Annotated in this window: 22 protein-coding genes; 8 read left to right on the forward strand and 14 right to left on the reverse strand. The window is 69.4% G+C overall.

Features of this window, described 5'->3' with window-relative positions; all coding sequences use genetic code 11:
- The first annotated feature begins 65 nt into the window (after window positions 1-65).
- From K340_RS0107245 to K340_RS28120, 6 genes are read left to right on the forward strand one after another with little or no spacing between them, the layout of a single operon-like run.
- Window positions 66-1259, forward strand: a complete 1194-nt coding sequence (locus K340_RS0107245; protein WP_029136234.1) for a hypothetical protein — start codon at window positions 66-68, stop codon at window positions 1257-1259.
- Entirely contained in the window at window positions 1259-3064 is a 1806-nt protein-coding gene (locus tag K340_RS34015; protein WP_051265338.1) for a hypothetical protein, read from the forward strand. The genes K340_RS0107245 and K340_RS34015 overlap by 1 nt, the downstream gene beginning before the upstream one ends.
- Window positions 3061-3786, forward strand: coding sequence for an ABC transporter ATP-binding protein (locus K340_RS0107260; RefSeq protein ID WP_051265340.1), 726 nt, complete (start codon window positions 3061-3063; stop codon window positions 3784-3786). Before K340_RS34015 ends, K340_RS0107260 begins: the two co-directional genes overlap by 4 nt.
- Entirely contained in the window at window positions 3783-5072 is a 1290-nt protein-coding gene (locus tag K340_RS0107265) for an ABC transporter permease (protein ID WP_084614131.1), read from the forward strand. The genes K340_RS0107260 and K340_RS0107265 overlap by 4 nt, the downstream gene beginning before the upstream one ends.
- A gap of 48 nt (window positions 5073-5120) precedes the next feature.
- Window positions 5121-7232: a S9 family peptidase gene (locus K340_RS0107270; RefSeq protein WP_084614163.1), complete on the forward strand. Its 2112-nt coding sequence runs from the start codon at window positions 5121-5123 to the stop codon at window positions 7230-7232.
- A 6-nt stretch (window positions 7233-7238) separates the two neighbouring features.
- Complete coding sequence (locus tag K340_RS28120) at window positions 7239-8150, forward strand: MBL fold metallo-hydrolase (protein ID WP_084614132.1); 912 nt, start codon at window positions 7239-7241, stop codon at window positions 8148-8150.
- On the opposite strand, the gene cds1 is transcribed toward K340_RS28120, so the two are convergent.
- From cds1 to K340_RS0107290, 3 genes are read right to left on the reverse strand one after another with little or no spacing between them, the layout of a single operon-like run.
- A complete protein-coding gene (gene cds1, locus K340_RS0107280; protein WP_037363109.1) occupies window positions 8133-9275 on the reverse strand; it encodes an L-cysteine desulfhydrase Cds1 in 1143 nt (380 codons plus the stop codon). The two genes, K340_RS28120 and cds1, sit on opposite strands and share 18 nt — an antisense overlap.
- A complete protein-coding gene (locus K340_RS0107285; protein WP_051265343.1) occupies window positions 9272-9607 on the reverse strand; it encodes a DUF4229 domain-containing protein in 336 nt (111 codons plus the stop codon). The genes cds1 and K340_RS0107285 overlap by 4 nt, the downstream gene beginning before the upstream one ends.
- 5 nt (window positions 9608-9612) lie before the next feature.
- Window positions 9613-10092, reverse strand: coding sequence for an Lrp/AsnC family transcriptional regulator (locus K340_RS0107290; protein ID WP_029136240.1), 480 nt, complete (start codon window positions 10090-10092; stop codon window positions 9613-9615).
- A 229-nt stretch (window positions 10093-10321) separates the two neighbouring features.
- Between K340_RS0107290 and K340_RS0107300 the strand changes: the two genes are divergently transcribed.
- Window positions 10322-10528, forward strand: coding sequence for a BldC family transcriptional regulator (locus tag K340_RS0107300; RefSeq protein WP_037363393.1), 207 nt, complete (start codon window positions 10322-10324; stop codon window positions 10526-10528).
- Window positions 10529-10601: 73 nt separating this feature from the next.
- Window positions 10602-10841, forward strand: coding sequence for a hypothetical protein (locus K340_RS0107305; RefSeq protein ID WP_029136242.1), 240 nt, complete (start codon window positions 10602-10604; stop codon window positions 10839-10841).
- 226 nt (window positions 10842-11067) lie between these two features.
- Here the strand turns inward: K340_RS0107305 and ccsB are convergent, their stop codons facing one another.
- The 11 genes from ccsB to K340_RS0107360 form a co-directional block, all read right to left on the reverse strand.
- Window positions 11068-12120, reverse strand: a complete 1053-nt coding sequence (gene ccsB, locus K340_RS0107310; RefSeq protein WP_037363395.1) for a c-type cytochrome biogenesis protein CcsB — start codon at window positions 12118-12120, stop codon at window positions 11068-11070.
- Window positions 12121-12123: 3 nt separating this feature from the next.
- Complete coding sequence (resB, locus tag K340_RS28125) at window positions 12124-13848, reverse strand: cytochrome c biogenesis protein ResB (protein ID WP_084614133.1); 1725 nt, start codon at window positions 13846-13848, stop codon at window positions 12124-12126.
- Window positions 13849-14682 carry a cytochrome c biogenesis CcdA family protein gene (locus tag K340_RS0107320; RefSeq protein ID WP_051265345.1) on the reverse strand — a complete coding sequence of 278 codons (834 nt, stop codon included), beginning with the start codon at window positions 14680-14682 and terminating at the stop codon, window positions 13849-13851.
- A complete protein-coding gene (locus K340_RS0107325; protein WP_037363112.1) occupies window positions 14679-15287 on the reverse strand; it encodes a TlpA family protein disulfide reductase in 609 nt (202 codons plus the stop codon). Before K340_RS0107325 ends, K340_RS0107320 begins: the two co-directional genes overlap by 4 nt.
- Window positions 15284-15973, reverse strand: coding sequence for a histidine phosphatase family protein (locus K340_RS0107330; protein ID WP_051265347.1), 690 nt, complete (start codon window positions 15971-15973; stop codon window positions 15284-15286). The genes K340_RS0107325 and K340_RS0107330 overlap by 4 nt, the downstream gene beginning before the upstream one ends.
- Entirely contained in the window at window positions 15970-16335 is a 366-nt protein-coding gene (locus tag K340_RS0107335; RefSeq protein WP_029136247.1) for a hypothetical protein, read from the reverse strand. Before K340_RS0107335 ends, K340_RS0107330 begins: the two co-directional genes overlap by 4 nt.
- Entirely contained in the window at window positions 16332-16988 is a 657-nt protein-coding gene (locus tag K340_RS0107340; RefSeq protein WP_029136248.1) for a hypothetical protein, read from the reverse strand. Before K340_RS0107340 ends, K340_RS0107335 begins: the two co-directional genes overlap by 4 nt.
- Before the next feature lie 92 nt (window positions 16989-17080).
- On the reverse strand, window positions 17081-18604 hold the full coding sequence (locus K340_RS0107345; RefSeq protein WP_029136249.1) for a bifunctional uroporphyrinogen-III C-methyltransferase/uroporphyrinogen-III synthase: 1524 nt from the start codon (window positions 18602-18604) through the stop codon (window positions 17081-17083).
- Window positions 18601-19371 carry a redox-sensing transcriptional repressor Rex gene (locus K340_RS28130; protein WP_322786026.1) on the reverse strand — a complete coding sequence of 257 codons (771 nt, stop codon included), beginning with the start codon at window positions 19369-19371 and terminating at the stop codon, window positions 18601-18603. Before K340_RS28130 ends, K340_RS0107345 begins: the two co-directional genes overlap by 4 nt.
- Window positions 19372-19556: 185 nt before the next feature.
- Window positions 19557-19802 (reverse strand): glutaredoxin family protein, encoded by a 246-nt coding sequence (locus tag K340_RS0107355; RefSeq protein ID WP_029136250.1) that lies wholly within the window; start codon window positions 19800-19802, stop codon window positions 19557-19559.
- The gene (locus tag K340_RS0107360; RefSeq protein WP_029136251.1) at window positions 19799-20980 is read right to left on the reverse strand and encodes an acyl-CoA dehydrogenase family protein; all 1182 of its coding nucleotides are present in this window, start codon (window positions 20978-20980) and stop codon (window positions 19799-19801) included. Before K340_RS0107360 ends, K340_RS0107355 begins: the two co-directional genes overlap by 4 nt.
- Between the last annotated feature and the right edge of the window lie 9 nt (window positions 20981-20989).

A 20989-nucleotide genomic window follows, 5' to 3' on the forward strand; every position in this document is an offset into this window, starting at 1 on the left:
TGGATAGAAACAGTTCCCGACCCATCCAGCGCCCGAGAGTGACGGGCACCAGGGAGGACGACAGCATGGGACGAACACGATCGGGACTGATCATCGGCGCCCTCGTGGCCACGGCGTTCGGGACCATCAGCGGCTGCAGCGGGACCGGCGCGGGCGAGGGGTCCACACCGAGCTCCGGATCGGCACCCGTCGCCGGGCCGCTGGACGAATACCTCGGCGGCGGAACGAAACCCGAGGATGACGAGAAAGCCAAGGCCCAACAGCACCAGGTACAGGAGCTGGTGGCGTCGTGCATGAAGGAGCAGGGATTCACCTATATCCCGTTCGACGCCGCGATGGCAGGCACGGTCACGATGAGCCGCGAGAGCAACAGCGTCGCCGATCGCGACTGGACGGCCAAGTATGGATACGGCATCACCACGACCAACGAGGTCAAGCCGTCCGAGGACCAGAAGGACCCGAACCAGGCGGCCATGGAGAAGATGTCGGCGTCCGAGCGGAAGGCGTACCAGAAGGCACTCTTCGGCTCCGCCGGAGCCAGCCTTTCCGTCGGCGGTGGCGGCGCCGTGGTGGCCATCGGTCCCGGTGGCCCGGGGGTAGCCGGTTCGGGCACGGCCGGTTCGGGCACGGCCGGTTCGGGCACGGCCAGTTCGGGCACGACCGGTTCGGGCACGACCGGTTCGGGCACGACCGGTTCGGGCACGTCCGGTTCGGGCACGTCCGGTTCGGGGACGGCCGGAGCGGCCGATGTCGGCTGCTACGGCACCGCCCAGACCAAGGTCTTCGGGAACCGTCAACAGATCGACACGTCGGACTTCGACGACCTGTTCAAGGCGCTGGACGACCTGCACCAGCGGGTCGACGCCGATCCGCGGGTGGCGCCGTTGATCAAGGCCTGGGCGAGCTGCCTGGCCGACGCCGGACATCCCGGCTACACCAAGATCACCGACCCGCAGGACTCGATCATGAAGAAGTGGGCCGACCTCAACGGTTGGGATTTCCAACGAGGCGAGCGCGGGGTCACGGTCGGCGGACCGGCCGCCGGCGGTACCGGCACGGACGCGCCACCGGCGCCCGATCAACAGAAGACGGCGGACCTGCGCAAGGAGGAGATCGCGCTGGCGCTGGCCGATTTCGACTGCCGAAAGGACTACCGGACCACCTACGACGCAGTCCGGGTAGAACTGGAAAAAGCCTTCGTGGTCGCGCACAAGGCCGAGCTGGAGCGATACCGCGACGCCATGAACGGCGGCCGCTGATGGCCTCACCACGCCGGAGTATCGCGCTGGTCGCGGTGACGGCGGTGATCGCGGCCGGCGGTGGCTATGTGGCGGCGCAGTTCATCGTCTCGCCGGCCGATGCCGCGGCCCGCGCGGCGCCGCCGGCGGCCGGCCCGATCACCGTTCCGGTCGCGTTGAAGGCGCTGCATTCGGAGGTCACCACCCGCGGCGACGTCGCCTTCACCGACCCGGCCGACATCGGGGTACCGGCCGGCGGCGACACCCAGCCGGTGGTCACCGGCCGGGTGCCGAAGATCGGCGATCCGGTGGCCGAGGGCACGGTGCTGCTCGAGGTGGCCGGGCGACCGGTGATCGCGCTGGGTGGCGCACTGTCCACCTATCGGACCATCGTCCCTGGCAGTCGCGGGCCGGACGTCGTTCAGCTGCAGGCTGCCTTGCACCGCCTGAGGTTGCTGACCGGCCGATCGAGCGGCGAGTACGACACGGCAACCATCGCCGCGGTCGGTCGGCTGTACGCCAAGCTCGGCTACTCGGCACCGACGCCGACCCCCGAGGCCCAGAACAAGGTCGACCAGGCCAAGGAGCGGAAGCGGGCAGCCGAACAGCAGGTGACGCAGGCCGAAGCCGAGCTGGCCCAGGTCGACAAGCCGCCCACCGAGTCGGAGAAGCTCGCCGCCCAGGGGGCGATCGACACCGCGTCGGCCGAACTGGCGAAGGCCAGAACCGCGCCGACCCCGGCAGATGAGGCGGCGGTCGCCGCGGCGCAGCGCGCGCTGGACGCGGCGAACCAGGCCCGGCAGCAGGCCGAGGAACAGGTATCGGCCGCCGAGCAACAGTTGCAGCAGGCCAAAGCCGCTGCCGAAGACGTAGCAGCACAACGCAAGGCAGCACAAGACACAGCAGCACAAGACAAGGCAGCACACCACCAAGCGGCACTGGAAAAGGCAGCACAAGGGCGGCTGGACGCGGCCCGGTCTGCGCTGGCGGCGGCGAAGGACAAGGCGACTGTCGCCCAGCAGGCGTTCGACGCGGCGAATCGGCAAGGGCCACCGGATCAAACGGCCATCGCCGCAGCGAAAAACAAGCTCGCGGTCGCCATCGCCCAGCGGGACGAGCTGCTGGCCGGCCCGGACGACGCGGCGGCCGAGAGGACGGTGACGACCGCGAAGCAGGCACTGACCCAGGCGAAGCACGACCTGGCCACGGCCGTTGCCGAGGCTCGGACGCCGCTACCGGCGGCCGAGGTCGTCTACCTGCCTGGCCTGCCCCGCCGGGTCAACGAGGTGAAGGTCAAGAAGGGCTCGGCGATCGACGGCACGGTGATGACGGTTTCCGGCTCGCAGCTGCAGGTTTCGGCCACCGTCAGCGAGGCCGAGGCGAGCCTGCTGAAGAAGGGGATGACGGCAGAACTCACCCTCCCAGGGACGGACCCGGTGACGGCCACCATCTCCAAGGTCAAGGCTGCCGACCCGGACACCGATGCCGGCAAGAACGGCGACTGGACCGTCACCCTCGACCCTGGACGGATTACCAAGGCGCAGACGGACTCGCTCGGCGGGTCGAACGTCAAGGTGGTGATCGCGGTCGGCGCGACGGCCGGGAAGGTCCTGGCCGTGCCGACGGCCGCGTTGTACTCCGATTCCGACGGGAACCCCCGGGTCGAGGTGCTCGAGCCCGATGGCAGCACCCGGTTCCAGACGGTCAAGGTCGGCCTGTCCGCGGCCGGCGAGGTCGAAGTGGTGCCGACCGACCACAACGGCGCGGTGGTCGGCGTCGGCAAGGACACCTTGACCGAGAACAGCCTCGTGGTGGTCGGACGATGACCACGGACCTACCGCTGGTGCCACCGGCATCCGATGCCAACGACCCCGCGCCGCTGCCGGTCGTCGAGTTGATCGACGTCCATCGCAGCTATCCAGGCACTCCGGAGGTACTCGCGGTTCGGGGGGTAGATCTGCGAATCGAACCGGGCGAGTACCTGTCGATCGTCGGGCCCTCCGGATCCGGCAAGTCAACGCTGCTGCATCTGCTGGGGCTGCTCGACCGTCCGACATCCGGGGTGTACCGGCTGGACGGACAGGACGTCGCCGAGCTCGGGGAAGCAGCCCGCAGCGGCCTACGGGGCCGCCGAATAGGCTTCGTATTCCAGACCTTTCACCTGATCGGTGGCCGCACCGTGCTGGACAACGTGATGCTCTCGATGCTCTACCAGGCGGTTCCGCGGGCAGTGCGAAAGGCGCGCGCGGTCGAGGTTCTGGAGCAGGTCGGGCTGTCCGGACGCCAGCACTTCCTACCCACCAAGCTGTCCGGCGGCGAACGGCAGCGGGTGGCCATCGCCCGCGCACTTGCCGGCCGTCCGTCGCTGCTGCTGGCCGACGAGCCGACCGGAAACCTGGACCACCAGAACGCCTCCGGCGTCCTTGATCTGTTCGACACCCTGCATGCTGACGGTCTGACGCTCGCTGTCATCACCCACGACGACCAGGTCAGCCGGCGGGCAGAGCGACGCGTCCGGATCTCCGACGGGGAGTTGAGCCCGGCATGAGCCTGTCCATCTTCGACCAGGTCGATCCGCCTGCACCGCCGACGATATCGGCCTCCCGCCGACGGAAGTCGCGGATCAGGGCGACCGATCTGCTGGACGAGGCGGTGCTGGGGATCGGTTCCAGACCGGCTCGTCTGGTGCTCACCATGATCGGCACCGTGGTCGGCATCGGCGCTCTGGTGGCCACGCTCGGGTTGGGACAGACGGCCGGCGGGCAGATCGCCCAGCGGTTCGACGCGGTGGCTGCCACCAGGGTGGTACTCACCCCGGCCGAGGCTCCGCCGGGCGCCCCGGACGACGACAACGGCACCGCCGAACTTCCGTGGGATGCGGCCGAGCGAGTCGGCCGGCTGGCCGGCGTCGCCGCGGCCGGCACCTACACCGAGATCGACATCGGTACCGACTCGGTCAGTGGCGTGCAGCTGATCGATCCGACGAACAGCGCCACGTTCGACATCCCGGTGGTGGCCGGATCTCCCGGGCTGCTGGACGCCGATGTCGGAACGCTGGCCACCGGCAGGTTCTTCGATGCCGGTCACGACCGGCGGGCCGATCCGGTGGCCGTGCTGGGGGCTCGGGCGGCGCAGAAACTCGGGATCTCCAGGGTCGATTCCCGGCCGAGCATCTTCATCGGCGACCGCAGCTACGCGGTGATCGGCGTCATCGGGGCGGTCGAGCGCCGGGACGCCCTGCTCGATGCGGTGATCATTCCGAACGGCACCGCAGCGGTTCGGTTCAATCTGGCCGCCCCGTCGGACGTCGACGTCCGCACCGTCCTCGGTGCTGCCCAACAGGTCGGGCGACAGGCCGCGATCGCGGTGGCACCGAATCAGCCGGACTCGGTCAAGGTCTCAGCGCCGCCCCCGCCCGGCCGACTCGGTGACGCGGTCCAGCAGGACGTCAACGGACTGTTCCTGGCCTTCGGGGCTTTGGCGCTGGTGGTCGGCGGCTTCGGCATTGCCAACGTGACCCTGCTGTCGGTGATGGAACGGACGCCGGAGATCGGCCTGCGTCGCGCGCTGGGCGCCAAGCGCCGGCACATCGCCGGACAGTTCCTGGTGGAGAGCGGGGTGATCGGCATGATCGGCGGGTTGATCGGCGCCGCCATCGGCGTGCTCACGGTGCTGGCGGCGTCCATCGGGCGGGACTGGACCCCGGTCCTCGACCTGCGGATGGCGATCGCGGCGCCGGTCGCCGGCGCGCTGATCGGCCTGCTGTCCGGGGCCTATCCAGCGGCCAAGGCGGCGACGATCGAGCCGATCACCGCGCTGCGGCAGGGATCCTGATGCAGCGCGGTGATCCTGCCGGTGATCGACGCGTATACGGTCGCAGTCATGCCGACGCGCGCCCGTTCAGCCGAGACAGCCAACACTCACCCCACTGGTGTGATCGCCGAGGAGACGCCCTTCGCGGACTTCACCGACATCGCCGGGTTCGTGGCGCTGCCCCGGATCACGGCGCTGGCGCTGAGCCCGGACGGCAAGCGGTTGGTCGCCGCGGTCCAGCGGCCCGACGCCAACGGCAGCAAGTACGTCAGCGCGCTGTGGGAGGTGGATCCCGAAGGTCTCGCCGAGCCACGGCGGCTCACCTTCTCGGTGAAGGGCGAGTCCGCACCGCGATTCGCGCCGGACGGCGCGCTGCTGTTCACCTCGGCCCGCCCCGACACCGAGGGCGAGCAGAACGGATCTGCGAACAACGGCCAATCGCATACCGCGATCTGGCGGCTTCGCGAACACGGCGAGGCGCGTGTGGTGGCCGACGCTCCGGGCGGTCTCGGCATCGCCGGCGTGGCCGCGGACGGGCGCCTGCTGGCCACCGGGTCGGTGGTCGCCGGCGGATCGTCGGACACCGACGCCGAGGCCCGGAAACGCCGCAAGGATCGGGGCGTCACCGCGATCCTGCACACCGGGATGCCCATCCGGTACTGGGATCACGAGATCAACGACACCTCGCCCCGACTGAACCTTGTCGATCCGGTGGCTGACGGAAAGGCCGGCCCGCTCACCGATCTGGCCACCGATGCCGACACCGTCTCGCTACTCAATGCCACCGCCGATCTCTCCCCCGACGGCCGCACCGTCGCCACCACCTGGACCCGGCGTGACCGGCGGGGCGAGACAGGTACCTCGTTGGTGCTGATCGACACCGCCCGCCGGCGACGGAAGGTGTTGCTGCGCGGCACATCGGCCCACGGATATGCCGGCCCGAGCTTCTCGCCGGACGGCAGCACGCTCGCCGTCACCAGGGTCACCGGCTCCACCCCGACCGACACCAGCTACGACTTCCTCGAACTGCACCCGGTGGCCGGCGGCGAGCCGGTCGCCGTCGAGGTCGGCGATCTGACGATCGGCGAGTACGTCTGGGCGCCCGACGGCCAAACCCTGTACGTCACCGGCGATCTGCATTCGCGGGGCGCAATCCTGGCGGTCGACCCGGCCACCGGCCGGGTCCGCAAGACGATCGCCGACGATGCCGTCTACTCCAGCCTGCACGCCGCGGCCGACGGCCGTTACCTCTACGCCCTGCGGTCCACCATCGACACCCCACCGACCCCGGTCCGACTGACGGTCCGCCGGGTGGGCGAGCCGCGCCGGTTGCCGGCACCCGGCTGGGTGGCCGGAGTTCCGGGCACCCTGGAATGGGTCGACACCGATGTCGCCGGCATCCGGGTCGGCGGCTGGCTCTGTACTCCCAAGGGCGCGTCGGCCCGCCGGCCGGCGCCGCTGATGCTCTGGATCCACGGTGGTCCGCACGGCTCGTACAACTCCTGGAGCTGGCGCTGGTCCCCGTGGCTGGCGGTCGCCCGCGGTTACGCCGTGCTGATGCCCGATCCGGCGATGTCCACCGGTTACGGTCACGCCGGACTGAACCGCGGCTGGCCGCGACTTCCCGACGTCGTCTGGCACGAGGTGGAGACCCTCACCGATCACGTCCTGCAACGAAAATCCTTGGATCACACCAGAACCGCCCTGCTCGGTGCCTCCTTCGGCGGCTTCATGACGAACTGGATCGCCGGCCACAGCACCAGGTTCAAGGCGATCGTCACCCATGCCGGCCTGTACGCCCTCGATCAGCAACACCCGACCACGGATGCCGCGGCGCACAAGGTGCGGGTGCACCGCACACCCGACGACCTGCCGGAGTGGTACGCGAAGTACTCGCCGCATCACCACGCGGCGAAGATTCGCACGCCGATGCTGTTGACGCACGGCAGTCGGGACTACCGGGTCCCGATCAGCGAGGCGCTGCGGCTGTGGTGGGACCTGGTCTCCGGGTTCGACGGCAAGCCACAGGATCTGCCGCATCGCTTCCTGCAGTTCACCAGCGAGAACCATTGGGTGCTCTCGCCGTCGAACTCGCGGGTCTGGAACGAGACGGTCCTCGGCTTCGTCGATCAGCACGCGCTCGGCAAGAACGCGTTGCCCGACACGGTCTTCGACTGGTGACCGGCGATGGCCCCCAATCTGGACGTCGAGTGGATCCACGGAACCAAGTCCGGTCGGCCCGGTGACGAGCCGCTGCTGCAGGTGCACCAGGTCGACGAGCGCACCTTCATCCTGCGGCAGAGCAAGAACGTCAGCTACGAGGCGCCGTTCCTGCACCTGCTGATCGGCGACCGCAGTGCCCTGCTGCTGGACACCGGTGCTGTCGGCCCGGTGGAACTGAACCCGATCCGGGCGACCGTCGACCAACTCCTGGCAGCCCACCCCGGCCGCCGGCTGATCGTTGCGCACACCCACTCGCACGGCGACCACGTGGCCGGCGACCATCAGTTCTCGAACCGCCCCGACACCACGGTCGTCGGCCGCGAACTGGAAGCGGTGCAACAGTTCTTCGGCTTCACCGACTGGCCGAACGACGTCGTCACGCTGGATCTCGGCGGCCGCGAACTCGAGGTGCTGGCCATCCCCGGGCACCACCGGACCCACATCGCCGTGTACGACCCGCAGACCGGATTCCTGCTCACCGGCGACACCGTCTACCCCGGCCGGCTGTACGCCTTCGATTATCCCGAGTTCATGCGCAGCGTCGACCGACTGGCCGCCTTCGCCGAGGACCGCGACGTCAGCCAGCTGGTGGGCAGCCACATCGAGATGACCACCGTGCCCGGTAAGGACTATCCGCTCGGTGCCCGCTACCAGCCCGACGAACCGCCTCTGCAGCTGGAACCTGCTGCACTGCAGCGACTCCGGCAGCGATCGTTGGCCCTGGCCGGCAAGATCGGCAAGCACACCTTCGACGAGCTGATCATCTACAACTCGCCCGGCAAGGTGATGATGATCCGAGAGATGCTGCGGGGCAGGCTGTACCGCATCGGTTCCCGGTCCTCGCCCCCGCGGAACGGCTCAGCGTCCGGCAGCTGAGTCCGGCCATCGGCCACTGCGGAGGAATTCCGAAACGATCTCGGTGGCCGGTCCGAGGTCCCAGCCCTGTGCTGCCACCCAGTCGTCGTCGTAGTAGCTGTCCGCATAACGGTCGCCGCTGTCACACAACAATGCGACGATCGAGCCGGCCGCGCCGGCGTCACGCATCTCGGCAGCCAACGAGAACGCGGTCCACAGATTGGTCCCGGTGGACGGACCCACCTTGCGGCCCAACACCTTCTCCACCGCGCGCATCGCCGCAACGCTGCACGAGTCGGGGACCGTCATCATCCGATCGATCACCTGGCCGACGAAGCTCGGCTCCACCCGCGGGCGGCCGATCCCCTCGATCTTCGAGCCGCCTCCGGTCACCGATGGGTCCGAGGCGCACCAGGCCGGAAAGAACGCCGAGTTCTCCGGGTCCGGCACGCACAGCCGGGTCGCGTGCCCCCGGTAGCGAACGTACCGGCCGATAGTGGCACTGGTGCCGCCGGTACCCGCTGCGGTCACGATCCACTCCGGGACCGGATACCGCTCCAGCGTCAGTTGCTCGAAGATCGACTCGGCGATGTTGTTGTTGCCCCGCCAGTCGGTGGCCCGCTCGGCGTGGGTGAACTGGTCCATGTAGTGGCCGCCGCAGGCGGCGGCCAGCCGCCGGGACTCGTCATAGATCGCGGCTGCGTCGTCGACCAGGTGACACCGGCCGCCCTGCGCCTGGATCAGCGAGATCTTTTCCGGCGACGTCCACCTCGGCATCACCGCGACGAACGGGACGCCGATGAGCCGGGCGAAGTAGGCCTCCGACACCGCTGTCGAGCCGGACGACGACTCGATGACCGTCGTTCCTTCGCCCAGCCAACCGTTGCACAGCGCGTACAGGAACAGCGAACGGGCCAGCCGGTGTTTGAGCGAACCGGTGACGTGCGTGGACTCGTCCTTGAGGTACAGGTCGACACCGACCTCGCTCGGCAGCGGGAACCGCAGCAGGTGCGTGTCGGCGCTACGCTGCGCGTCCGCCTCGATCCTGCGCACTGCCTGCGCTACCCAGGCGCGCCGGGCCGGGTCCGACCGGTCGACCGTCACCCCACCGGCGCACGGGCCGGCGGCCGACGAGGTCGCCGTCACCCGTTCTCACCGTTTTCCTCGTCACCGGCGAGCGCGGCCCGCAGCGACTCCCGGGCCAGCCGGCGCTCGCCCGCCTGCGCGGCCATCGCGGCCGTCACCTTCTCGCGCAGCGGCGCCAGCAGCAGCCAGGCCAGCGGCAGTTGCAGGACGATGCCCAACATCAGCGCGATCAGGATCGGCATCTGTAGCCCGACCAACGCGCTGATGCCGAGCAGGGCGGCGGCCAAGGTCACCGTCAGTAACAGCCGCAGGGCGACGTACCCGACCGCCAGCGGCCATACCCCACTGCGCCCGGTACGCGGTCTGCTCGCGCCGGACAGGTTGTCGGTCACGGTTCTCAGGGTACGTCCTCGGCCGGCACGCCCGGGCCGGGCTCGAGCGGGTGCGGTCGCATCTCGAACCGGGTGGCCAGCACCACCGTCGTCCTGGTCCTTGCCACCCCGTCGATGCCGCGGAGCCGTCCCAGCACCAGATGCAGATCGTCGACGCTGGGCACCCGTACCTTCACGATGAACGCCTCGGCCCCGGCCACCGCGTAACAGCTCTCCACCTCCGGCACCGCGTCCAGCGAGGCGGCGATCAGCGTGTCATTGCCGTTCTCCCCCGGCTCGACACCGACCAACGCGGTCACCCCGAGGCCGATCAGTGTGGGATCGACCACTGCCCGATAACCGCTGATCACCCCGGACGACTCGAGCTTGGCCACCCGTTCGTGGACCGCCGACGACGACAGACCGACGATCCGTGCCAACTCTGCGTAACTCGCCCTGCCGTTCGCCCGCAGCGCATCGATGAGCCGCCGATCGACCGCGTCCATTCACACCTCCGTAAGAGTCCTGACCAACCTAGCCGCCGGACGCTGGGTGATTTCCCGGGTGGGCGCAAAGGTCATGAAACGCACGTACACTCGCCGGGCGGTCGGATGAATTGACCGGTTTTACCGCCACCTCGGCGGGGAACCGATCAGGCACGAAAGCGCACAATGGAACCAGAACGCCCTCCCGGGCGGTGCGTCTGAACAGAGTACGAATCGGAGGTTGTACACCGTGGCTGCAGAGAACACCGAGAAGCTACTCACCCCTGGCGAGGTCGCCCTGATGTTCAGGGTCGATCCGAAGACCGTCACGCGATGGGCATCGGCCGGACGGATCGGCTCGATCCGTACCCCGGGTGGCCATCGACGGTTCCGGGAGTCCGAAGTGACCGCATTGCTCGCCGACCTCACCGAGGAAGCGTCACGCGATACGGCGTGATCAGGTGGTTACCCACACGTGGCCCTCGTCGGCCGCCGTTGTGGGTACCCTGGAGTGAGCCGAAGGAGGCCCCATGTACCTACTGGTCGCACTGGCCATCACGATCCTGGTGATTGCGCTGGCCTGGCGTGGCTTGGGGGCCCGGATCGACGCCGAAACCCCCCCGAGCGGCGGGCCCGGAGTGCGCCAGCGGCCCGCTCCACGGCCACGGCCGCAGCTCCGGCAGGTGGCACCGGACGACGATCCGGAGTTCCTCCGGGAGATCGACCGGCGGTTGCGTGGCGAGGACAAGAACGGGTCCGGCGGCGCCTGAGCTGCCCGGTCCCGGTTGAGGAGTCCGAGTCCAACGGTCCGAGCAGAACAGCAGGGATGACGCGTCAGCCCCCGACCTCACGGTCGGGGGCTGACGGCGTTCTGTGCGGTACCAGCCGGCTACGGTGCTGCGGGACAACCCCGCTACGCCTCCGGGACAACCCCGCTACGCCTCCGGGACAACCCCGCTACGCCTGCGGGACAACCCCGCTACGCCTGGGCGGGGCTCAGCCGACGCCGGCGTAGCTGTGCAGGCCGGAGACCACCATGTTCACGAAGAACAGGTTGAACACGATCGCGGCGAACCCGATGATGTTGATCCACGCCGACCGCAGTCCGCGCCAGCCCGACGTCGCCCTGGCGTGCAGGTACCCGGCGTAGAACACCCAGCTGACGAACGCCACCGTCTCCTTCGGGTCCCATCCCCAGTAGCGACCCCAGGCGACCTCGGCCCACAACGCGCCGGCGATGATCGCGAAGGTGTACACCGGAAACGCCACGATGGCGGTCCGGTAGGCGATCTTGTCCAGCGTCGGCAGCGACGGCATCCGGGACCAGACGGAGGTGGCCAGCGCCTCGTCGTCCGGCATCTCCGACAGCTTCCGGTCGAAGCGGTGACGCAGCACGTAGAGCACCGACGCGGCCCCGCTGACCAGCAGGACGGACCCGGACAGCGACACCGTGGTGACGTGGATCCACTTCCAGTACGAGTTCAGTGACGGCGGTACCGGGCCGGCCGGGATCCACAGCTTGGTGCCGGCCACGAAGGCCAGGATCACCACCGGGATCAGCACGAACAGGCCGAGCTGACGGAGCCCGGGCGCCCGGTTCTTGGCCAGCACGACCAGCCAGCAGGTGACCGAGGCCAGACAGATCATCGAGACGAACTCGTACATGTTGCCCAACGGCAACCGTCCGGCGGCGATCCCGCGGGTCACCACCGACAGCAGGTTCGCCAACACGCCGATGACGGTGACGACCACCGCCGCCCGGCCGAACCGGACTCCCCAGGGCGCCAGCGCCGCCCGGTCGTCGTCGTCATCGTCGTCGTCGTCGAGTTCGTCGTCGACGTCGGCATCGGTGTAACCGGTGACCGTCGACCCGGTCGCCCTCGACCCGGCCGCCCCGACCTTCGCGAGGTGCACCCGCTGTGCGCTGGCCGCCTCCATCGCGGTGGGCACCAGACCACGCCGGGAGGCGACCTCGATGCCGTAACAGATCAGCGCGATCAGGTACCCGGCCATCGCCGCTTGGAAGGCCAGATCGGAAAACCCTGCCATCACTTACTCCCTCTCGGCGGCAGTGCCGTCGGTTCCTGTGTTGCTGCCGGTGGTACCTGTGGTGCCATCGGCGGTAGCTGTGCCTTCGTCGGTACCCGTGTCGCTGCCGGTGCCGTCATCGGCCCAGCGGGACACCTCGTCGAACTCCGCGCCGTACCCGGCCTGATCGGTCCTGGCCAGCCCACCGACGCGTACTACAGTACGTCGAAGTTCGTCACCGGCACCAGACCCGGCCTCCGGTGGCAGCAATCTGAACCACAGCCGGCGCCGCTTGATGGTCAGCGAGGCCATCAGACCGGCCAGCAGCAGGATCGCCGCGATCAGCGCCAGCGTCTGTCCCGGGTCGTAGCTGGTCTGCAGCGACACCCACTCGTGGTAGCCGGTGAAGGTGATGACGGTGCCGTCGTCCAGCGTGGTCGAGTCGCCGACGTACAGGTTGACCCGGTCGAGCTTGACCAGCGCGCCCTTGTCCACCTGGTCCTGCGAGATGGCGTAAACGGACTGCGGACGGCCACCCTCCATCCCGAGGTCGCCCCGATAGATGTCCACCGCGAGACCGGGCTTGTCCGCTGCCGGGTAGACGCTGGTCATGATGCCGCCGTGCTCGGCCGCGGTCGGGGCGAACAGTCCCGCGATGGCCAACTGGTGCTGGGTCAGCTGGTCCGCCGGCACGCCCGGCGGGTCAGGAACCTTGATCGCGCCGGTGGACAACAGCATCGGGTCGTTGGAGATGAACGGTGTCGAGTAGTTGCGCACGTCGCCGTTCGGGAACGTCACCTTGACGTCCGGGGCATAGCCGTGGCCGAGCAGGTACAGCCGCTCCCCCGCCATCCGCAGCGGGTCGTTGACCTGCACCCTGGCCGAGTGCCAGGAGTCGCCGCCGGCCTCGGCGGCCGCCTGGTAGTTCACGTCGGTGTGGAAGCTCAGGGCCTGCCCTGACGGCGACCAGGTGGCCTGGAAGTCCTTGATCTGCAGGCAGAACGGCGTCATATCGGTGCCGTCGACGGTGAGCCCGGGACGGAAGTTGTCGTAGCTGCTGGTGGACGACGAGCACCACGGGTCTCCGACCTGGACGATCACGCTGCCCTCGTAGCCGAACAGCTTGCCGATCGCCACCGCGATCAGCAGCGCGAGCAGCGAGAAATGGAAGACCAGGTTGCCGACCTCGCGCAGGTAGCCCTTCTCGGCCGACAGGGTGTGCACGCCACCGGATTCGGTCCGCCTGGACACCCGCCAGTGCTTGCGACGCAAGGTGGCCTCCGCCCGGTCGGCGGCCTGCTCGGCGGTGCCGTCGACGGTGTACTCGGCATGCAGCGGCATCCGGGCAAGGTTGCGCGGGGTGGACACCGGCCGGGCACCGATCTGCCGGGCGAACTCGAACGTCCTGGGCAGCAGGCAACCGACCAACGAGATGAACAGCAGCAGATAGATCGCCGAGTACCACGGTGAGGCGAACACCTCGAAGAACCCGAGCCGGTTCATCAACGGTCCCCAGAAGGGATGGGCGGCGATGTAGTCGGAGGTCTTGGACTCGTTCAGCGACCACTGCGGCAGCAGCGCACCCGGCAGGCTGGCCAACGCCAGCAGGAACAGCAGGATCAGCGCGGTGCGCATGCTGGTGAGACCGCGCCAGGTGTTGCGCAGGAAGGCGATGGCCGGGCGGACGCGTCGCCGGGCGGGCGGTACCTGGCCGCCGGACGGGACGGTGGTGGTGTCGGTGGCGGACATCTACAGCACCGGCTCGACGCCGAGGATGTACCGGTTCTGCAGCCAGGCGACGAAGTCGGTCCACACCCCGGTCACCATCAACAGGCCGATCGCGATCAGTGCCAGGGCGCCGACGATCTGGATGGTCCTTGAGTGCCGCCGGAGGAAGCCGAAGGCGCTGGTCGCCCAGCCGAAGCCGAAGGCCAGCACCAGGAACGGCACCCCCAACCCGATGCAGTAGAGCAGGATCAGGAACAGTCCGCGCCAGGCGTATGAGTTCCAGTCGCTGGCGATCACCAGCGAATTGATGCCCAGGAACGTCGGACCGATGCACACCGTCCAGCCCAACGCGAAGAACGCGCCGAGCAGCGGTGCCCCGGAGATCCGGCCGGTCGGCCGGGCGTGGATCCTGGCTTCCCGCTGCATCGGACGCACCCAGCCGAGCATCGCCAACCCGACGATCACCGTGACGACACCGCCGATCCTGGTCAGCAGCAACTGGTTCCCGGCCAGGAAACGCGAGAAGCCCAGCACGATCTGCGATTCGGCGACGAACACCACGGTGAAGCCGATCACGAACAGGCCGGTGGCCCGCACCGCCCGGCTGCGGACCGCGGTGCCGACGCCGCGCCCGGCGCCCCGGCCCCCGCCGGCCGCGGACTCCTCGGCGCCGACCAGCCCGACCAGGTACGAGAGGTAACCGGGAACCAGCGGCAGCACGCAGGGGGACGCGAACGACACCACGCCCGCGGCCAGCGCGAGTGCCGCCGCCAGCAGGAACGGCCCGGACAGCACGGTGTCCGTCACCGAACTTGCGGTGCCGGAGGCGGCGAACGTCTGCAGCGTCGCGTTCATTCGGCCGCCACCCTGCTGGCGACGCTCACCAAGGGTGCCGGGCTGCTGAAGTCCTTCAGCCAGATGTGCGCCACCCGGTGCTGTCGGTCCAGCACGATGGTGGACGGCACCGAGTTGACCGGGTAACCACGGATGGACAGCAAGGTGCGCATCTGCTGATCGTGGATCGACGGGTACGGCGTCTTGCGGGCGCTCTCGAAGTCGGCCGCCGGACCCTTCGGCTCCTTCACGTCGATGCCGATGAACTGCACGCCGTCGGCCGTCAGATCGGTCGCCGCGGTGGCCAGGTCGTCCGCCTCGGCCCGGCACGGCGGACACCATGAGCCCCAGAAGTTCAACACGATCACCGTATCCGGGTAGTCGCTCAGCGAGATTCGCTGGTCACCCGAGATCGACGGCCCGGAGATCTCGCCGAGCGGCTTGCGCTCGTCCGGCGGGTAGTCGAACTCGAAGAGCCCGCCAGGCGTCACCAGTTCGAAGGTGCCACCCTGCGGGGCGGAGGCGTCATTGCCGGAGGTGCAGCCGGTGAGCAGCAGTGCGGTGCCGAGCAGGCACCCGAGCAACGCCCGCAGTGTCGTTGACGCTCTCCTGGGCCGGCGCCTCATGCCGGTGTCCCGGCCGGGTCGTTGACGCCCGCGATGTGCGCCACCGGCTCGCTGTAGTGGATCGAGTCGAGCACCCCACCGGCGAAGATCAGGGTGGTCAGCGAGGCCAGCGCGCACTGCCGGCCGGCCGGGTTGTGCCACAGCCGCTTACCTTCCAGGAACCGGCGCAGCGTCCAGATCGGCAGCTGGTGGCTCACCAGCACCGCGACCCGTCCGCGGGCTACCTGCTCGGCGGCGTAGACCGCCCCCAGCATCCGCCGGGCGATCTGCAGGTAGGGCTCCCCCCAGGACGGCAACGCCGGGTTGCGCAGCCGCGCCAGGTTGGCCGGCGACTTCAGGGTGCTCGCGGTGAACCTGGTGCCCTCGAAGGAGTTCGCCGCCTCGATCAGCCGATCGTCGGTGACGATCGGTAACCCGGTGGCGGCGGCCAGCGGGGCCGCGGTCTCCTGCGCGCGGTCCAGCCGGGAGGCAGCCAGGTAGGCGATGTCGACAGGCCCGCCGGATGCCGGCGGACCGCACAGGTAGTCGGCGACGCCCTGGGCCATCGCCCGCCCGGATTGCGCGAGGTGATAGCCCGGCAGCAGCCCGTAGAGGATGTCGCTCGGATTCTGCACCTTGCCGTGCCGCAAAAGGTGCACTGTCGTTACTGATTCTTTGGGCACCGATGCAGTGTCCCAGGTGTTCATGAGCGCCGGTCGCGGGCCGCCCTGCGCAGCCGGCGCCAGCGCACGGTGTCGGCCACCGCCGCCACCAAAAGCAGCCCGGCCAGTAGTGCCAGACCGGCAGCGGCCAGCAGCCACGGCGTCGAATAGCGGACGATCGCGACCTTCGACTCGCCCGCCACGAACGGTCCCCAGAGCGTTGTGCGCATGGAGTGCCGGTACAACATCACCGTGCCGTAGAGCGCGGCGAACATGCCCAGCAGCGCGATCACCATCCGCACCGCGACCACCGACGCGACGGCGTCGGCGGCCCGATCGGTGCCGTGGCCGGTCGACCGGCGCGCGCGGAGCGGCCGCGACCGTTGCCGCGGGGCGGCCTGTGTCACGCCGCCTTGCGCCGCATCGCCGTCTTCACGAAGTAGACGCCGCCCTTGCCGAGGTAGCACATCAGCACCGCGGCGACCAGCAGCAGCGTAGCGAGCATCGTGAACAGGTTCGACACCTGCAGGAACATCGTCAGGATCATCGTGGCGATGACGAGCCCGACGGCCGACCGGCGGGCCCAGGCGGCCCCGCTGCGCAGGAACCAGGAGATCGCCACCGAGGCCAGGCCGATCACGATCACGATCCAGGACACCAGTTGCAGGTGGCTGATCGCGTTGTCCTTCATCTCCTGCGTCGGGACCGGCGTGGTGATGTTCTTGCAGGAATCGGCGAGCTTGGTGGTGGCGTCGTCGGCGCCCTCGGGCGCCTTCGCATCGGCACCGATGCCGCCGACCTTCGCCGTGCAGTTGGCGACATCGGCGACATAGCTCGTCACCGCGCGATCGAGCTGACTGTTCTGGGTGGCCAGCGAGTTGATGCCCATGTACAGGAACAGCAGCCCGGCAATGGCGATCAATACGGACGAGACCTTGATCCCGGTCGGCGCCACCAAGGGCTTGTCCGGATCGTCGTCGGTGATGATCGGCGGCGTCAGGGCCGAGGAGATGTTGGACAGGAAGCCGCCACGGCGCGGCTTGTCCCCGGGTGTCGTCATAGCAGCGAATCTACCTGTCTGTACGCCGTTTCCCGGCATCCTGGCTGGTGGCCGGCGCTCGGTGCGCCGGCCGGGTGGTCGGTGGGGGGCCGTCAGCGGCGCCGGGGCGTCTTCCGCGGCGGGGGCAATGCGCCCTCCTCGCGGAGCCGCTGGGCGTGCGCCGCGAGGGCCTCGATCATCGCCGGGATCTCCGGCAGCTCCGGCTGCACGTCCACCCGCAGGCCGAACTCGCGGGCCGTCTCGGCGGTCTTCGGACCCAGACAGGCCACCACGGTGCGGGCGTGCGGCTTGCCGGCGATGCCGACCAGATTGCGCACCGTCGACGACGAGGTGAAGCAGACCGCCTCGAATCCGCCGGTCTTGATGGCTTCCCTGATCGGCGCGGGCGGCGGCGCCGCCCGCACGGTGCGGTAGGCGGTGACGTCATCCACTTCCCAGCCGCGCTCGCGCAATCCGGCCGCGAGGGTCTCGGTGGCGATGTCGGCCCGCGGCAGCAGCACCCGGTCGACCGGATCGAGCAGGTCGTCGAACTCCGGGAACTGATCGAGCAGCCCGGCCGAGTTCTCCTGGTGATCGCTCACCAGGTCGGCGGTGATGCCGAGCGCGAGGACCGCGGCCGTGGTCCGCGCATCGACGCAGGCGATCCGCACCCCGGAGAACGCCCGCGCGTCCAGGCCGAACTCGGAGAACTTCTCCCAGACCGCGCGCACCGAGTTCTCCGAGGTGAAGACGATCCACTGGTAGCGGCCGTCGACCAGGCCCTTGACAGCGCGTTCCATCTGCGCCGGCGTCCGGGGCGGCTCGACGGCGATGGTCGGCACCCGCTCGCTGGTCGCGCCGTGCCCGGTCAGCATGGTGACCATCTCGTCGGCCGGGTCCTTGGTCTGCGGGATCAGCACCCGCCAGCCGTAGAGCGCCCGCGATTCCCACCACGACAGCTTGTCCCGCTGGGCGGCCTTGGAGCCGATGGCGACGATCAGCGAACCGAGCAGGTCGCGGCCGATGCCGTCCAGCGTGGCCAGGGTGCCGTCGACGGTGCGCTGGGTTGGCAACGTGGCGCAGGTCGTCACCGAGGCCGGGGTGGCCGGTTCCAGACCGGACTCGGCCAGCGCGGCCGCCGCATCGGCCAGGTGGCCGGCCGAGGCCTGCAGCAGCAGGGTGCCGGGCGCGCCGGCAATCGGCCGCCAGTCGTGGGTGGACCGGACGTCGGCGACGGTGTGCACCGAGCCGACCGGGATGCCGGCGTAGCTGGCCGCGGCGGTGACGGCGGAGACACCCGGCACGATCTCGAACGCGATGACGGTCCTGGCGACCGCCTGGATCTCCTTGATCACCGGATCGGCGGTCAGCACGTCGCCGGAGACCAAGCGGACCACAACGGAACCGGATCGGGCCGCGGCTCCGAGCGTCTTCGCCACGTCGGCCGGCTCGCCGACCGCCGGCTGCACCTCGGCGTCGCCGCCCAGCGCGGTGATCTCGGCCGGCACGTCCGGATCGGTGACGATCAGGTCCGCGGACGCCAACGCATCCCGGGCCCTGACGGTCAGCAGTCCCGGATCTCCGGGACCGGCTCCGACGAACGCAATACGCCCGGCCGCTCTGCGAGCCCTGGTCATGAACTGCTCCTTATCTCTGCGATCACGTGGGCAAGATCCGTCGGCCGGCTGTTCGCGTGGAACGCCAGCAGCTGGAGCTCCAGGCCGAGGTCGACCTGGCGGAGATGGACGTCGCCGGGCACCTCGAGCAGGCACGGGGCGAAGTTCAGGATCGACCGGACACCGGCCGCGACCAGCAGTTCGGCCACCGACTGGGCCGCCCCTGCCGGGGTTGCAATGATCCCGATGGTGGCCTGCCGTTCGGCCAGAACCGTTGCGGCGTCGGCGATGTCGTTCACCTGCAGGCCCGCAGTGGTGCGACCGACCTGTTCCGGGTCGGCGTCGAACAGGGCCACCAACTGGAACCCGTGGCCGGCGAACCCGGAGTATCCGGCCAGGGCCTGGCCGAGGTTACCGACGCCGACCAGCGCTACCCGGTGCGCGGTGTGCGCCCCCAGTGCGATGGAGATCTCGGCGGTCAGGGTGGCAACGTCGTAGCCGACCCCGCGGACGCCGTAGTTGCCGAGGAAGGACAGGTCCCTACGCAGCTTGGCGGCGTCGACGCCGGCGGCCAGCGCCAGGTCGCGGGAACAGACGATGCGACCGAAGGAGTACTCGTTGAGCACCCGCAGGTAGCCGAGCAGGCGGGACGCGGTGGCCTCCGGAATCACCCGGGCATGCTCGGCGTCGGCGTTCATCCGCCGACCCGATTGCATGGAGCCCGAGGTCTTTGACACCTGTTCTGCCGCCTGTTGTTCGAGTGGGCAGGCGGATTCCCAGGAGGACATCGCGATGACATCACTGAGGCACCCACTGCCGGGGTGGCGGCCGGTGTGTGGTAGGCCGCCGATGGAATTACCCTATCCATTCCCGCGCCGGGGAACAAAACCGATCGTGGGACGGCGGTCCCGGATTCTGGGAAGCGCCCGGGCATTCGGGTGAACGCCGGATCGCAGAGCGAGCAACGTTCTGATCAGCGTAGTGCCGCGAGCAGCGCATCCAGGTCCACCCGGAAGTGGCCGTGCTCCACCCCGTCGACCAGCACCACCGGGACCCGATCCCCGTATTCCGCACGTGTTTCCGGGTCGGTGTCCACATCAGTTTCCGACCAACCGGCGCCGGTTGCCGCCGCCGCCTCGCGCACCGTTCGTCGGGCTTGTTCGCACAAGTGGCAGCCCTCCCGCGTGAGCAGCGTCACGTGCCTGCCGCCGCCGTTCACCGGGCCGTTCCGGTGGGCCGCAACATCGACTTGAGGATCACCGTGCGCTGGATCTGGTTGGTGCCCTCCAGGATCTGCAGCACCTTCGCCTCCCTCATGAACCGCTCAACCGGATAATCCAGGACGTAGCCGGCGCCGCCGAGCACCTGCACCATGTCCGTGGTCACCTTCATACACATGTCGGTGGCCGTCAGCTTGGCCATCGCCGCCTGGGCGGAGAACGGCAGTCCGGCGTCCTTGCGCCTGGCGGCCGCCAGGTACAGCGCTCTGGCCGATTCGATGCCGGTCGCGGCATCGGCCAGCAGGAAGCCGACCCCCTGGAAGTCGACGATGCGCTCGCCGAACGCCTGCCGCTCGATCGCGTAGCGCAGCGCGACGTCCAACGCGGACCGGGCCAGGCCCGTCGCACAGGCGGCGATGCCGAGCCGGCCGGAGTCGAGGGCGGCCAGTGCGATCGCCATCCCGTCCCCCTCGGCGCCGATCAGGTTGCCGGCCGGAATCCGGGCGTGGTCGAAGGTGACGCCGGAGGTGAGCGAGCCCTTGAGGCCCATCTTCCGTTCCGGCATGTCGGCACTGACGCCGGCGGTGCCGGCCGGCACGTGGAACGCCGACAGTCCGCGACCGCCGGACCCCGCGCTGCCGGTGCGGGCGAACACCAGATAGAAGTCGGCGACCGGGCCATGGGTGATCCAGGCCTTGCTGCCGTTGAGCTCGTACTCGTCGCCGATCCGCCGGGCGGTGGTGCGCATGGTGGCGATGTCCGAGCCGGCGTGCGCCTCGGACAGGCAGAACGCGCCGAGGCTGTTGTTCAGCATGTCCGGCAGCAGCCGCGCACGCTGGTCGGCTGTGCCGGCGGTGGCGATGCCGTGGCACGACAGGATGTGCACGCTGGTGCCCATGCCGACCGTCAGCCAGCCGCGGGCGAGCTCCTCGATCACCTGTAGGTAGACCGTGGCAGGCTGGCCACCGCCGCCGAATTCCTCGGGGAAGGGCAGTCCGAGCACGCCGGTGTCCCCCAGCGTCGCGAACACATCGCGGGGGAAATCGGCCGAGTCCTCGGCCTTGTCGACCCTGGGCAGCAGCTCGGCGCGCACCAGGTCGGAGGTCAGTTCGAGCAGGGCGCGGGACTCGTCGGTCGGCAGTTCCCGCTCGATGGCGGAATAGAGAGGGGCAGACATCGGAGGACA

Source organism: Nakamurella lactea DSM 19367 (genome assembly GCF_000426645.1).
GTDB lineage: Bacteria > Actinomycetota > Actinomycetes > Mycobacteriales > Nakamurellaceae > Nakamurella > Nakamurella lactea.

What these genes read in the sequence shown, in the direction of transcription:
- K340_RS0107360 (WP_029136251.1), bottom strand. Translation starts at nt 20,980, where the DNA reads ATGTCTGCCCCTCTCTATTCCGCCATCGAGCGGGAACTGCCGACCGAC.
- K340_RS0107320 (WP_051265345.1), bottom strand. Translation starts at nt 14,682, where the DNA reads ATGAACGCGACGCTGCAGACGTTCGCCGCCTCCGGCACCGCAAGTTCG.
- K340_RS0107260 (WP_051265340.1), top strand. Translation starts at nt 3,061, where the DNA reads ATGACCACGGACCTACCGCTGGTGCCACCGGCATCCGATGCCAACGAC.
- ccsB (WP_037363395.1), bottom strand. Translation starts at nt 12,120, where the DNA reads ATGGCAGGGTTTTCCGATCTGGCCTTCCAAGCGGCGATGGCCGGGTAC.
- K340_RS0107325 (WP_037363112.1), bottom strand. Translation starts at nt 15,287, where the DNA reads ATGAGGCGCCGGCCCAGGAGAGCGTCAACGACACTGCGGGCGTTGCTC.
- K340_RS0107340 (WP_029136248.1), bottom strand. Translation starts at nt 16,988, where the DNA reads ATGACGACACCCGGGGACAAGCCGCGCCGTGGCGGCTTCCTGTCCAAC.
- K340_RS0107290 (WP_029136240.1), bottom strand. Translation starts at nt 10,092, where the DNA reads ATGGACGCGGTCGATCGGCGGCTCATCGATGCGCTGCGGGCGAACGGC.
- K340_RS0107265 (WP_084614131.1), top strand. Translation starts at nt 3,783, where the DNA reads ATGAGCCTGTCCATCTTCGACCAGGTCGATCCGCCTGCACCGCCGACG.
- K340_RS0107270 (WP_084614163.1), top strand. Translation starts at nt 5,121, where the DNA reads ATGCCGACGCGCGCCCGTTCAGCCGAGACAGCCAACACTCACCCCACT.
- resB (WP_084614133.1), bottom strand. Translation starts at nt 13,848, where the DNA reads ATGTCCGCCACCGACACCACCACCGTCCCGTCCGGCGGCCAGGTACCG.
- K340_RS0107305 (WP_029136242.1), top strand. Translation starts at nt 10,602, where the DNA reads ATGTACCTACTGGTCGCACTGGCCATCACGATCCTGGTGATTGCGCTG.
- K340_RS0107245 (WP_029136234.1), top strand. Translation starts at nt 66, where the DNA reads ATGGGACGAACACGATCGGGACTGATCATCGGCGCCCTCGTGGCCACG.
- K340_RS34015 (WP_051265338.1), top strand. Translation starts at nt 1,259, where the DNA reads ATGGCCTCACCACGCCGGAGTATCGCGCTGGTCGCGGTGACGGCGGTG.
- K340_RS0107345 (WP_029136249.1), bottom strand. Translation starts at nt 18,604, where the DNA reads ATGACCAGGGCTCGCAGAGCGGCCGGGCGTATTGCGTTCGTCGGAGCC.
- K340_RS28120 (WP_084614132.1), top strand. Translation starts at nt 7,239, where the DNA reads ATGGCCCCCAATCTGGACGTCGAGTGGATCCACGGAACCAAGTCCGGT.
- K340_RS0107330 (WP_051265347.1), bottom strand. Translation starts at nt 15,973, where the DNA reads ATGAACACCTGGGACACTGCATCGGTGCCCAAAGAATCAGTAACGACA.
- K340_RS28130 (WP_322786026.1), bottom strand. Translation starts at nt 19,371, where the DNA reads ATGTCCTCCTGGGAATCCGCCTGCCCACTCGAACAACAGGCGGCAGAA.